The organism is Phycisphaerae bacterium (genome assembly GCA_035275405.1).
GTDB lineage: Bacteria > Planctomycetota > Phycisphaerae > UBA1845 > UTPLA1 > DATEMU01.
Window position 1 is genome coordinate 1,065,421 of sequence record DATEMU010000003.1, and the last position, 13,671, is coordinate 1,079,091.

The following is a 13,671-nucleotide window of genomic DNA, read 5'->3' on the forward strand; positions in this document are numbered from 1 at the left end:
CCGCTGCGACCGGGCCGTCGTCGTCCGCCCACACCTGTGAATGGCCCGTTTTTCTCACGTCCGCCGCGGTTATCCGCCGAACTCCAATCGTATGGTTGGACAGTATCTATGAAGAATTCCTCCGTCATCACGCCGCCGCGCCGCGCGCGGACTGAACCAAACCGCCACGACCGTGAACTGGCTTCGCTCATGGAGGCCGGCCGCGCGATCGGCGCCGCCCGCGACCTCCCCGCGCTGATGGCCGTCGTGTGCGAGCACGTGGCCTCCGCCTTCGCCGCCGATCGCGCGACGCTCTATCTCCACGACGCCGAACGGTGCGAACTCTGGACGAGCCATGCTGCCGACCCGAACGAGTGGCCTCGCGATACTCGCATCCCCGACGACCACGGCCCCTGCGGCCGCGTGTTTCAAACCCACCAGCCGCATTGCATCGTCGACGCGACCCGCGAGTCCGGCCTCGCCCGCCGACCCTGCGAGCACGACGGTTTCCTCATGCACTCCCTGCTCTTCGCCCCGGTCATGCAGACCCCGCGGCGTTGCGTCGGCGTCCTGGAGGTGATGGATCGGCGCGAGGGCTATTTCAGCCAGGACGATGCCCGTCTACTCGAAGCCATCGCCGTTCAGGTCGCGTTGTGTCTCGACACGATCCGGCTCGTCCGGGCGCAGCAGCGGCAGTTCGAGACCTTCGTCTCCGCGATCAGCGCGGCGCTCGATGCCCGCGATCCGCTGACGACGATCCATTCGATCAACGTGGCCAACTACGCGATGGGCATCGGCGAGATCCTCGGCCTGCCGTCCGACGAGATCGCCTGGCTGCGGATGGCCGGTCTGCTGCACGACATCGGGAAGATCGGCGTCTCTGACGCGGTCCTGACCAAGGCCGGCCGCCTCAGCCCGGAAGAGTTCGACGAGATGAAGCGGCACGCCGCGTATTCTCGCAATATTCTGTCCAGGATCGCTTTCACGGACGAACTGGAGGAACTGGATGTCCTCGCCCCCGCGCACCACGAGCGGCTCGACGGCAGCGGCTATCCCGAGGCCCTGCGCCACGACCAGTTGCCGCGCAAAGCGCGAATCCTCGCCGTCGCCGACGTCTACGACGCCCTGACGCAGACACGGCACTATCGCCGGGGGATGACCATGCACGAGGCCTTCAAGGAACTCGACGCGATGACGCCGCATCAACTCGACCGCCACTGCGTCGCCGCGCTCAAGGCCTTCCTCGGCTGCGGCCCCTGGCCGATCAAGTAGCAAATGCCCCCGGTAGCGTGGCACGGTCTCGCAGCAGCGAGGCCGTGGCTTCGTCGACTCGAGTTGGCCGCTCACTTTCGAAATCGTCAATATCTTCCAGCGCCTCAACGACGACGTGCGGATCAATATGCGCGACGCCGCCTATCGTGCGCTCGCCCACCACCATCACCCGCGCCGCCCGGGGCTGGTCAATCGCGTACGTCAGGGCGTCCCGCTCGCGAACGTGCAGGCCGATCGCGTACTCGCCCGGAAGCAGGTTCATGCGAAAGTCGTACCGCACCTGCCGACGATCACCGGATTTGGCCGGCGGCGCAATGACACTCAGTCGGGTGCTGCTTGTCTCGAAGACGGTCAGATGATCTTCGAGCCGGATAATCGAAAGCCCGAACGACGGTCGCTCCATCGTCCCGTGAAATTCGAGGTCCATGCCTACGCGCACCGGTGCACCGGGCACGAGCGTCACCGCCGGCCGCCCCGGCGGGCTTTCCACCCGAACCTCTTTGATAGAGACGATGGGCTGTCCCGCAAGTTGCTTGTCCAGCACCGGCTCGCGGCAGGCGTCGTAATAGCGGCAGATCGCCTCATGCGCCGGCCCGCAGAACAGTTCGCGCCCGCCGGACAGGACGAGCACGCGCTGGCAGAACCGCCCGACCGCGCCGAGATCGTGCGACACGAAGATGACCGCCACGCCGTCCTGAAGAAAGCGGTTCATCCGGTCCATGCACTTCGCGCGGAAGACGCGGTCGCCGACGGAAAGTACCTCGTCCACTAGGAGGACGCGAGGCTCGACATGCGCGGCGATGGCGAACCCCAGACGGGCGTGCATCCCACTGCTGTAGCGCTTGACGGGCGTGTCGAGGAATTCACCGATTCCCGCGAAGTCGGCGATCGCGTCGAACTTCCGGCGGATTTCCTCGCGCGACATGCCGAGGATCGTCGCGTTGAGGTGAATGTTCTCGCGGCCCGTCAGGTCGTTGTGGAAGCCCGCGCCCAGCTCGATCAGCGCCGAGATCCTTCCGCAAACGTCGATCGTGCCTTCCGTGGGACGCATGATCCCGGCCAGCAGCTTGAGCATGGTGCTCTTGCCTGCCCCGTTGGGGCCAATGATGCCCAGTGCCTCGCCCGGCCGGACGTCAAAGCTGATGTCGTGGAGTGCCCAGAAATCCGCCTGGGCCGCCGGTCGCTGAATGCGCCGCCGCAGGAGCCGCGCTGCCAGGAGATCGCGCAGCGAATCGAAGTGATCGCCCCGGCGAAACCGCTTCGAGACGCCGACGGCGCGTATTAGGGGTGAGTCCATGGGGCTGATCCGATCTTCCTTTATCGGCGGCGGGAAGGGCGCCCCTCATGTAGCGTAGAAGTAGCGAGGCGCAGGACTTGCCGGTCACCACCGTGGCTCGTATCAACTATTGCGGATTGAGCATGTGCAGCCCGAGGTCCTTGAGCTGCGCCTGCGTGACCGGGGAGGGGGCGTTGGTCAGCGGGCAGACGGCCTTGGCGTTCTTGGGGAAGGCGATGACGTCGCGGATGGAGTCGAAACCGCCGAAGAGCATGACGATGCGGTCGAGTCCGAGGGCGATGCCGCCATGCGGCGGCGCGCCGTATTGCAGGGCCTCGAGCAGGAACGCGAACTTCGCCTTCGCCTCTTCCTGTGTGAGGCCGAGAATCTGAAAGACCTTGGACTGCACGTCGCTGCGGTGGATACGGATCGAGCCGCCGCCCAGCTCGATGCCGTTCAGTACGACGTCGTAGGCCTTGGCGCGGATTTTGAGCAGGTCTTCCGCCGGCGCGACGCCGGGGCTTTCCAGCCCGAGAAGCGCGAGGTCCTCGTCCTTGGGGCTGGTGAACGGGTGGTGCATCGGAAAGACGGCCTTCGTCTCCGCGTCGTATCCAAACATGGGGAAATCGACGACCCAGCAGAAGGCCCACTTGTCTTTGGGAATCAATCCGCGCCGCTCGGCGACGGTCGAGCGCAGCCATCCCAGGTACTTTGACACGTTGGCCTCCGTGTCCGCCGCGAAAAAGATCAGATCGCCCGGCTTCGCCCCGCTGGCCTGAAGCAGCTCCTGCACCAGGGCCTCGCTATCGAAGAACTTGGCAACGCCGGTTTGCAGGACCGTCTTGCCGCCTTCGGCGGCGACCTTGACGAGCGGCAGACCGCCCGCGCCGATGCCTTTGATTTCCTCAACAAGGCCGTCCGATTCCTTCCGCGTCATCTCCGCGCCGCCGGTCAGGACAATGCAGCGGACCGCGCCGCCGGTGTCGGCGGGTTGGCGAAAGACATTGAAGCTCATCTTCTTCGCCAGCGGCGTAAGGTCTTTGATGGTCATCTCGTAGCGAAGGTCCGGCGCGTCGCGGCCGTACAAGCGCATCGCGTCGGCGTATCCAATTCGTGGCAGGGGCAGCGGCACGTCCAAACCGATCGCGACCTTGGCGATCTCGGCCAGGCACTCCTCGACGTGCTGCATGATGTTCTCGGGCTGGATGAACGCCATCTCCACGTCCACCTGGGTAAACTCGGGCTGGCGATCGGCGCGCAGGTCCTCGTCGCGGAAACAGCGGGCGATCTGCATGTAGCGATCCAGCCCGCCGATCATCAAAAGCTGCTTGAAGAGCTGCGGCGACTGCGGCAGGGCGAAGAACGAGCCATGCTGCAATCGCGACGGGACGAGGTAGTCCCGCGCGCCCTCCGGCGTCGACTTGGTCAGGATCGGCGTTTCGATATCCAGAAAGCCGTTGCGATCGAAGTAGTCGCGGATAGTCTTAGTAATTCGATGCCGGAGCATCAAGGCCTTCTTCATCGGCGCGCGGCGAATATCGAGGACGCGGTTCTCCAGCCGCAGGTCCTCGTTCGTCTCGATTTCGTCGGCGATCAGGAACGGCGGCGTCTTGGACTTGCTCAGGAGGTCGATCTCGTGGACGGCAATCTCGATCTCTCCGGTCGGCAGGTTCGGGTTGACGCTGCCGCCGCGATGGACCACCTCGCCGCGGATGGCGATGACGTACTCGCTTCGCAGGCCCCGGGCCACGTCGTGCGCCTTGGGGTCCGTCTCGGGATTGAAGCGAAGCTGCGTGATCCCGCCGCGATCGCGGAGATCGATAAAAACCATTCCGCCCAGATCGCGGAAATTGTCCACCCAACCGGCCAGCAGGACGGTCTTCCCGGCATCCGCCGCGCGGAGCGCGCCGCAATCGTGGGTTCGTTGGTGATAGGGGAGGGGCATTCCAAACTCCTGGTGCGAATCTTAGTCGCTAACAATGTCTCGGGTAAACAAGTCGGTGCGTCATCCAGCCGAGCCGATATGTGACCGTTCATCCACCGGCCCGGGCCGCGCCGTTAGGTTTATCGGCGACTTGCAGGGCCTTCTTTTCCGCAAACCACTGCCGCAAGATCTGCTCCGCCGGTTTGCCGCGGGGGGTGTAGTTGTAGTCGTTCTTGCCGCCTTGCGAGGTGTCCCATTCCCACCAGATGAAGCCTCCGATGCCGGGCTCATCGGACCAGGCCTTGATGAACGATTCGTACAGCATCGCCTGCTCGCGATGCCCCGCTTCGGTCGCCTTCTCGCTGGCGTAGTAGTTCCAGCCCTCGTGGGCGGCGCCCTCTTGGCTGCACCAGCCGATCTCAGTGAAGAGGATGGGTTTGTTCACTTCGCGCTGAAACGCGCGGATCTCGTCCTTGATCTTCACCCAATTCGAATCCACCTCGGCGATGTTCGGGTTCGGGCCAGCCGCCAGCTCGTAATAGGTCGTCATGCCCACGAAATCGAGCTTCGGCCAGAACCCGATCTTCGACGTTTGGTAGTGATCCCAGTTCGCCGAGTAGCCCAGTGCCCCGCGATAGTTTTGGCGGACCTCTTCAATCACCCGCTCCCATCGCTCCACGTAGCCCTCGGTCTTGATCAGTTCTGAACCGACCATGAGCATTGCGACCTTGTGCTTCTCCGCGATGCGGGCGAAGTGGACGATGAAGCGCGTGTAGCGTTTGAACCAGGTGTCCCAATCGTGTCCCTCGGGGATGATCTTGCCTCGCCATTCGCTGTTGCGCGCACGCTCGAGGAGGACGATCGGCATCAGGATCGTGCGGAGGCCGTGCTTCGTGGCCAGGTCGCACAGCCGCCCGAGCGCCTCGGCGCCAGCCGTCCGTCGCGCGTCGATATGCAGATCGAGACTTCCGCCATGCTCCTGCCAACCGTGTACGACAAAGAGAACCGTGTCCGCCCCCAACGCCGCGACTTCAGGAATAAGGTGATGATAATGATCGTAGACGTCCGCGCCGCCATGCAGTTGAATCGCCATCCCGCGATATTGGCCGGTCGGGAGGGCCGGTGGAGGCGTACGCGAGGGGGAGCCGCTGTCGGCTGAAGCCCTCCGCGCGGGAGGATCGACCTGCCCGACCTGCCAGGCCAGCACCAAGGCCGCCACCGCTGACGCGATTTTCAACGTTGTTTGCACGGCTCTCCATGATAGTCGAGGGCCCGCGCCGGTGTCGATGAGGGTCTCCCTTGGAATCTTCACCATGCCGCGCCGGGATACCCGATATTGGACAATATGCATGGCAGTCAGATTTTGTCGGTTCGTTTTGCAGTCGCGATGCTCTGCATCAGCTCCTTTTCAGCTTGTCGCCGAACCGCGCCCGCATCAGCGACGCATTCGTCCGCCTGGGCGGCGGTGGCATCCTCCGGCGCGTCACCGCTGGAGACGGCCAGGCTGCTGCACGCGCTCCACGAACAGCGAGAATATGGCAAGATGGCCCAATGGATCGTGGAGGAGGACCGGGCCCGGTTGATGCGGCTCGTGATCGCCCTCGACGAGGCCATCGCCGCCAATGCCGCCCTTCGCCGCACGGCCGAATTGACCTATTTCGGTCCGCAGGAGGAATGCTGGGATCTTGCGTCGATGGAAAACAACCTCGGCATCTTTTCCAGGAGGGTGTCGTTTATCAACATGACCTATCGGGGAGAAGTCGGCGAAGTCACGGTGCAACAGGGCGATGCGGTGCCGCTCATTCATGTCGAATTCGTCCAGCGCGACGGTCGTTGGCTTCTTCAGCCGGAGCCGACGCCCGAGGCGGTGGCCGCGGCGCTCGACGATTTGACTCGCATCCTCCGCGAAGTAGAAGTCGAAGTGGCCCGCGGGGCGTCGCTCAACGCCTACGCGGACGCCTTTTTTTATCGCGTCGTTCCCCAGATGCACCGCGTCGTCACAGCCGGCGAAACGCCCAGGCCGGCGATGGCCCGCTCGTCCGAGGAGTAGCGCGCGGAGCAACCCCATCGGCAATTACCCAGTCCTCTCGGTCCTTCTTCGGCGAGAATCTTCCAGAATCGTGATCATCCGCTCGCGAACCGTCTGCTGTATCCGTTCGATCGGCCAGTCGCGGACCTCCTCCTGCGAGATCGGCTCGGCGTAGGTCACGTGAATCGCACGGGGGCTCGGCAGCACCTGGGTTCTTGGCCAGGCCTCGAACGCGCCGTCGATCACCGTCGGCACGATGGCGGCGTCCGCCCGCTTGGCGATCAAGAGGCTGTTGGCATTGATCTCGCCGATCGTTCCATCGCGCGTCCGCGTCGCTTCGGGAAAGACGGTCACCAGCTTGCCATCCTTGAGCCGGCGGAGGATTTCCTTGACCGCACCGACGTCCGCGGCCCCTCGGCGAACGGGAAAGGCATTCAGCGCGGTGATCAATCTTCTAAACAGTGGCTGCAGAAAAAGCGTGTCGCGGGCCATGAACTGGCACTCGCGAGGGATGGCCAGACCGACGGCCACGGGGTCAAAAAAGCTCTGGTGGTTGCTCGCGAGTAGCGCGCCGCCGGTGGCGGGAACATTTTGCGTTCCAAACGCACGGCCGCGGAAATACAGGACAAAGACGACTTGCGACCAGAAACGCATGAACCGGTAGAACAGCCTCATGCTTCGCCGGCGGCTATTTCCCGAGGTTTTGTCGGCGGACTTCTTCGAGAAGGCGCTCGACGACCTCGTGGATGGTCATGTGGGTGGTGTCGATGTGGATCGCCGTCGCAGGCTCGAGGAGCGGCGCCCATTGATGTTGATCGTTGCCGTCGCGATCGCGCAGGTTCTCCATGATCATCTCATAGGAGGCCTCCTCGCCGTCGGCAATCAGTTCCTGGAACCGGCGCATGGCCCGTTTTTCCAACCCTGCGTCGAGGAAGAACTTCAGATCGGCGTTGGGAAACACGACACTGCCCTGGTCCCGGCCCTCGGTCACCAGGGAGCCCAGCCGGGACCCGATGGTGCGTTGTTTCTCCACCAACATCTCGCGGATGCGCGGGATCCGGGCGACGAAGCTCGTAGCTTGATTGACCGCCATGGACCGGACGGCCTCGCTGACATCGATGCCGTTCAGAAAGACGCGCGTGTGGGTCGGGCCGCAATCGACGTGGACATCGGCCTTCCTGGCGACCTCGACGAGGGCGTCATCGTCCTTGAGCCGGGCGCCTTCCTGCAGCGCGGCCAGGGCGATCGCGCGGTACATCGCACCGGTGTCGAGATAGGCGATGGCCAGTTTGGCGGCGAGTTTTCGGGCGGCCGTGCTCTTGCCGGAGCCCGCGGGGCCGTCGATCGTGATGATCATGGGAAGTCCTCGAGCCTCCGTCACTAAAGTTCGACGCGTACGTTTGGATTCTAAACATCGGTCCCGCCCGCGTCAAAACTTCGATTGCTCGCGGCGAAGCGGTCGATACAATCCCCGGCGGATGGCGAAGGGATTCGCCGCACATTGAGCCGCCCGAAAGGAGGTTCAGGATGTCACGAAGACACCGTCTTTCATTCTTCCTTGGCCTCAGCGCGATCGTTTCTTTCGTTGGCGCGGGAGGTTGCCGCGAAAAGCCCGAATCGCCCGCTCCCGGATCACCGCCCGGTGGGGCCGCGCCGCGCCTCCCCGCGGCGCCGACGGGGACGCCCAAATCACAGGCTGCGCCCAGCGCCGGAGTCGATGCGCAGGATGCGCCCCATTCGCCCGCCAGCCTGCCGAAGAGCCAGCCGGAGGCCGGTTGGGTCAAGCGGGAACCGGTTCGCGTTTTTCCCGCCGCCAACCTGGCGGGCGCGCTGGCCAGGGACGAGGCGATTCGTCTGAGTTTTTTCCGAATCCGCTCGGCGGCGACCTGTGCCTATGACCTCATACACAGCGACGCGAAGCCCCGGCTGGCCCGGGTTCTCCTCATCGACACGGAATCGGCGGAGGACGCCTACGGCTGGCTGTCCTGCCAGGCGCCGGCGACCGAGACGTTCAAGATTGGCGGCGAAACGCGCGTGGTTCGCGAGGGCGGGCTCCACCTGCATTGCTGGCAGGGCCGTTCCTATGTTCGCGTCAGCATTTCAGAAGCCGATGCCGAGACGACGGAAAAAGTCATCCGGTTGCTGCTCAATATCACCGGTCAAATCGGTCGTGCGGATCGCCCGGTCTTGCTCGATGCCGTTCCCTCGGACTCCGCGGGGCTGCAGCGCAAATGGCTGGTTCGGCACCTGGGCAGCCTGCCCGCCAAGTCGTTTAATCTCGCGTTTCCACTCGACGTGCTGAAGACGTCCGGGCTGCTGGGTTTGGACAAATCGACACAGATGTGCATCGCCCAATACGAAGTTCCGCAGGGCATGCGCTCCAATGTCGTGTGGGTCGTTCGCTATTCCAGTACCAAGGCGGCCTACGATGCCCATGCCAATTACACTCGGTTTATCACTGAAAAGAAGGAACCTGCAGCGCAATCCACCAATCTTTTTCCGCCGCATGGTCCATTCCTGATCGGCACATGGACGGCCGAGGAGGAATCTCTCCAATACATGATGCCTCGAATCGGCAAGCTCCTGCCGCAGTAGATCACCGACGGACGGTCCTATCGCGCACCGGCGCAAAACAAAGCCCCGAGCGATCTTCGCCCGGGGCTTTGTGGTTTTCATCAACTTCGCGCGACCGTAGATCACTGCCGCGGAAGTTCGTTGTCTTAGGGAACGATACGTACCTCCATCACGACCGGGAGGTGATCCGACGCCGAATGCAATTGATCGGCGATGAACGTACCCTCCGGAATGGTCGGCGGGTCGTTGATGTCCAAGTTCAAGTGATTGCCGTCCTGGCCATATGCCTTGTAGGTGCCAGTGAGGTACTTCAGACCGGAACCGCCGCCGAGCATATTGTCGGAGACGAGCATGAAGTCGAATCGGTCGTCCATGCCGCCACCCGTCGCGTTGCCGGGGGCGCCGGGGTTGTCATTGTGCGGCGACTGCGTGTGGTAGGAATCGAACGCGCCGTTGGCGTGCCAGATGCCGATCTGGCTGATCGGGTCATTGCCGCGCCCGGCGCCGACAGCCGTCAAGTTACCCCATGCCGTTTCGGCCGGATTGTCCGGCAGGTCGGCGATGTTGCCGTTGTAGAGGTTGAAGTCGCCGGCGTAGATGAATCGCGAACCGCCGGGCAGGGCATTGGCGTCGGCCCGCATGATGGCCGCCTCGGCGGCACGGGCGTCGACGTTGGTCTGACCCTGACCTGCGCGAAGGTGCGCGGAATAGACGTAGAACTGGCCGGCGGCGCCCTGGCCGTCATGTGACAGGAACCAGCGATCGACGTTTCGCAGTGCCGTCGCCAGGACGACGTGATTACCGTTGGTGTAATCCAGCTTGATCGTCCGGTAGTAGAGCGCGTTGTCGGTGTCCGGACCGTCGGTGAATTCGGCCATGGCGTAGCCGCCGGGGCCATCGGCCGCGTTCAGAACGTTGGTCAGGAAGCCACTGGCGCCCCCCGAACCATTGACTTCCTGGGCGATGATAACGTCGGCCTGCATCGCGTTGGTCAGCTTCTTGAACGCCGCGTTCCTCGCCGAAGAGCCGCTGTAGTTCAGCAGATTGTAGGTGACGATGCGAGTGCCGGTGGGGGCGCCCAGGCCGCCGCACACGCTGCCGGAGAGGACGAGATTGGCAAACGGGCCGACGTCTGCATAGGTCAGCGCCGAGTCGAGCGTGATGTCGGCACAACCGTCCACGGGGCCGAACAACAGGGCGTCGGTGAAGGGCTTGATATCCTTGCCGTTGACCAAGCCGTCGTTGTTGATATCGCCGGCGCAACTGCCGCACGCACAACCGGCGGGATTCGCTGTGCCGGGCGTATCGGAACCCACCAGCGGGTCCTCCGGAAGAATCTGCCACTGATTAAGCAGCGGACAGATCGCCACGTGGCTCGGCGACGTAGTGCCCTCGGGGCCGACCGTCGTCGCGCTGTAGTAGTACTCGTTTCCGTCAACATTGGGGACGGGGTTGAGCTGTTTCACGACCGCCACGCTATCGACGATGCGCAGCCAGGGCGTGGTATTGAGCACGCCGTCATCAGGCGTGTCGAGGTCCTGACCGGTCGCGCCGGTAAAGTTCTCGACGATCATGTGGGTCGTGTTGTCGTCGTTCTCAAAGTTGAGGAAGGTGCTCTGATCGTCGGGTGAACCGCCCAGCGTGTAAGTGGTGCTGGTCGCCAGATAGTGCCCGTCGGCGGGGATCTTCTCGCTCGTCAGCCGGCGGAACGCCTCGATGACGCCGCTGCTGCCGGTGCCGTCGCCGATGACCACATAGGTCAAAGAGCCGAGCGGCGTATTCGGCGTTCCCTTGAGTTCGAAGTACTCGTCGAGATCCGTGCTGGGCTGATCCATGCGGATTTCGTTGATCCGTACATCATCCACGGTCAGGCACGGCGTCGCCGGAGGACAAGTGGCATCGCCGGGATTGAAATAGCCGCCCGATCCATTGCACAACGACTCGTTCAGGTCGTTGCGGCAGGTTCCGCCGGCCCCGCAGCAGGCCGCCGTGGGCCCGCAGTTTGCCGGAGAATTATTGAAATCTGTGAGCTTCCGCGGTGCAAGCTGGTAGTTGCTGTCTTGCGGAACCGTACTATCAAACTGGCCGAGGATGCCGGTAATCGTGGTCATTCCGGTCGGGATCGGCGAATTGATATAGTCCAGCGCGTTCGTCGAGACGCGCAGCGCGAGGTTGTTCGGTCCGGTGTTGATCGTGTAGTTGGTCGAGCCGGCGAAGTTGGGTCCGGGCGGACTGACAAACGCGACGCACTCTATCGTCACCAGCTCGCTCTCGCGTTGCTCGGCAAGGGGATTGCCGGTGGTGAAGTCCGAACCGGGGACGACGATGGGTACGACCGGCTGGTTGTCACCGTAATTGTGGACGAGCGCCAGCGCCCGGAGGTTGTTGTTGGACAACTCCATGAGGCCGTTGAAGTCGATCAGCGTGCCTTGAACGTCGATACGGTCGCCTTCATTCACGGATCCGAATTGCGCCGAAAGGAGTGCGGCGGTGCCAAAGATGGTCAGCCCGCTTTGGCCGTCTGCGCCACTGAGATCCTGAATCGCGTAGGACGCGTTGGGATTGTTAACCAGGCTCGTCTTGGAAGAAAGCCGCACATTGCATATACGTACCGGAACGGGAATCCGCGGAGTCGGCGGGTTGGCGGGGGGATTGAATAGCTCGAACCGCGCGCGGGCGTCCGCGATGGTCAGACATTCGGAACAGTCGATCGAACCGGCGTCCGGAGGGCAGGGAATTTGATTGCCCTGGAAAACGCCCGTGCCTCCGCCCAGCCCGGCGCAGGTATCCGGATCCGTAACCGTACAGGCATAGGCCTCGCAGTACGCGGGATCGGCGTCCGCACAATAGCAACAGGCGCCTTCGCAGGCTTCGTTGATCATGTCGTTGTCAGCGTCACAAGGGACGTCGCGCCCCTTCCAGATGCCCCCAAATCCGTCCACGCATTGGGTGCGAGTCTGGGCACTGCAGAACGAGCCGGCCTCGCAACACGCGCCGGTCGCCAGCGCGTTGCTCGCCCCGGGTGTGTCGTTGGCCAGGGCGGGATCGAATTCGGCCAGGAACACCCACGCATTGGCGGCCGTGCTGCCGTTGGGGATGCGTGAGCAATGCGCCGGGACGAAGGAACCATCCGGCCCGATGGTGTTGGGCGGAACGCCGTTGAGGCCATAGTGGCACTCCGTTGTCGTCGGCGGATTGGATTGCTGGATCAGGGCGACGCGGTCCACAATGGCCGCCCACGGTTGCGGCGCATCCAGCACGCAATCGCTCGGCGTGTCGAGGTCCTGTCCATTGGTGCCATAAAAGCCACTGACCAACAGGTGCGTCAGGTTATCGCTGTCCTCGAAGTTAATGCCCGTAATCTTGTTGGCCACCGCGCCGAAGGTGTCGGCGTCCTCGGCGACGAGGAAAAAACCGCCGGCTGGAATGGAATGGCCGGACAACTCGATGACCTCTTCAATGAAGCCCGAATTGCTCGGCTGCGGGGCGTCCAGGTCATCGCCAATGACGACATAGGAGAGGCCGTTGAGGCTACGAGTGCTGGCGCTGCTGTTGTAGATTTCGAAAAAGTGCTCCGTGTCGGCGCCCGGTTGTTGCGTTCGAATCTCGTTGATGAACAGGCCCGAATAATTGGGCGGACAGGCGCCGGTGCAGGAAACCCCTTCGCCGAGGAAGATCAGGCCGGCCGCCTGGCAATTCTCACGAAGTTGCTGAGAGCAGGAGGCGCCGCTGCAGCAGGCCCCGGTAATTCCGTCGCAGGTCGTCTCTCCGCAAAAGACCCCCGCCCCCTGGAATATTCCGCTGGCCGTCGCGCAATCCGTCGAGGTCATCAGCACGCAACCGCCACCGATGAGACAGCAAGCGCCGAGATTCGGATCAGGGCAATTGACATTGTTCGAGGCCCCGGGCGACGGTGTCTGTGCCAGGTAGCGATCGGTGTTCCGTGCGCCGCCGCTGTTGTCCGGGCATCGGCCGATCGAATCGTTCGTGACGTCGCCGCCGCTGGCTTCGTCGACCTGCGGCTGACTGGCGTTCAGCAAGATGAGGAGGCCGGCGTCGTCGGGGTCGGCGGTGTCGTACACGAGGGCGTCGACGAGGTCGGCCGTCGTCGGCGCGGTGCCATTGGGAAAAGGGGTATCCACGGCGTAGAGCGCAACGGCGTCAGCGCCGTTTTGGAGGACGTTTGTTAGTCCGATGTCCAGGTTATTATTGCCTGGCGTCCCGATTACGCCGGTATTGCCCAAGAGGAAGAATCCGTTGGCGTCGGTCGACTTGCCATCGAGGTCGAAAGAGGCGTAAGAAAGGTCGTCGCTGCCGTTGAAGAAGACGACGATATAACCATCAAGCGCGGTATTTCCGACGCCGCCATCGTAAAGCTCGACGAATTCAGCAACGTCGTCGCTGGGAGTGTCGGAGTCTATTTCATTGATCAGCAAGACCGGGACCCCGGCCCGTGCCGATGTCGGAGTCAGCAGGGTGACGAAAGCCAACCCGAACGCGATAAGAATTAACAATGACCGTGACGTCTTCATTTACCTGATCTCCTGTGGGTCGCCCGGTTCATCCAGGACGCCCTGCTAATTCCAAAATCACCGCGACCACTCCATGATCGTGGCT

9 protein-coding genes are annotated in these 13,671 nt (G+C 63.2%); 3 read left to right on the forward strand and 6 right to left on the reverse strand.

Annotated elements, in window-relative coordinates:
* The first annotated feature begins 108 nt into the window (after positions 1-108).
* The gene (locus VJZ71_06490; GenBank protein HKQ47697.1) at positions 109-1,251 is read left to right on the forward strand and encodes an HD domain-containing phosphohydrolase; all 1,143 of its coding nucleotides are present in this window, start codon (positions 109-111) and stop codon (positions 1,249-1,251) included.
* Here VJZ71_06490 and VJZ71_06495 read toward each other — a convergent pair.
* The 3 genes from VJZ71_06495 to VJZ71_06505 all read right to left on the reverse strand — a co-directional run bounded on the left by VJZ71_06495 (position 1,244) and on the right by VJZ71_06505 (position 5,700).
* Complete coding sequence (locus VJZ71_06495) at positions 1,244-2,548, reverse strand: ABC transporter ATP-binding protein (GenBank protein HKQ47698.1); 1,305 nt, start codon at positions 2,546-2,548, stop codon at positions 1,244-1,246. The genes VJZ71_06490 and VJZ71_06495 overlap by 8 nt on opposite strands.
* A 106-nt stretch (positions 2,549-2,654) precedes the next feature.
* A complete protein-coding gene (gene aspS, locus VJZ71_06500; protein ID HKQ47699.1) occupies positions 2,655-4,472 on the reverse strand; it encodes an aspartate--tRNA ligase in 1,818 nt (605 codons plus the stop codon).
* An 88-nt stretch (positions 4,473-4,560) separates the two neighbouring features.
* A complete protein-coding gene (locus VJZ71_06505; GenBank protein HKQ47700.1) occupies positions 4,561-5,700 on the reverse strand; it encodes a hypothetical protein in 1,140 nt (379 codons plus the stop codon).
* 87 nt (positions 5,701-5,787) lie between these two features.
* On the opposite strand from VJZ71_06505, the gene VJZ71_06510 reads away from it, so the two are divergent.
* Positions 5,788-6,501 (forward strand): hypothetical protein, encoded by a 714-nt coding sequence (locus VJZ71_06510; GenBank protein HKQ47701.1) that lies wholly within the window; start codon positions 5,788-5,790, stop codon positions 6,499-6,501.
* A 24-nt stretch (positions 6,502-6,525) separates the two neighbouring features.
* Here the strand turns inward: VJZ71_06510 and VJZ71_06515 are convergent, their stop codons facing one another.
* Positions 6,526-7,155 (reverse strand): lysophospholipid acyltransferase family protein, encoded by a 630-nt coding sequence (locus VJZ71_06515; GenBank protein HKQ47702.1) that lies wholly within the window; start codon positions 7,153-7,155, stop codon positions 6,526-6,528.
* A 13-nt stretch (positions 7,156-7,168) separates the two neighbouring features.
* Positions 7,169-7,837, reverse strand: a complete 669-nt coding sequence (gene cmk, locus VJZ71_06520; protein HKQ47703.1) for a (d)CMP kinase — start codon at positions 7,835-7,837, stop codon at positions 7,169-7,171.
* 170 nt (positions 7,838-8,007) lie between these two features.
* Here cmk and VJZ71_06525 point away from each other — a divergent pair, with 170 nt between their 5' ends.
* Positions 8,008-9,075, forward strand: coding sequence for a DUF6599 family protein (locus VJZ71_06525; protein HKQ47704.1), 1,068 nt, complete (start codon positions 8,008-8,010; stop codon positions 9,073-9,075).
* 125 nt (positions 9,076-9,200) lie between these two features.
* On the opposite strand, the gene VJZ71_06530 is transcribed toward VJZ71_06525, so the two are convergent.
* Positions 9,201-13,586 carry a DUF5689 domain-containing protein gene (locus tag VJZ71_06530; GenBank protein HKQ47705.1) on the reverse strand — a complete coding sequence of 1,462 codons (4,386 nt, stop codon included), beginning with the start codon at positions 13,584-13,586 and terminating at the stop codon, positions 9,201-9,203.
* Positions 13,587-13,671: the final 85 nt, after the last annotated feature.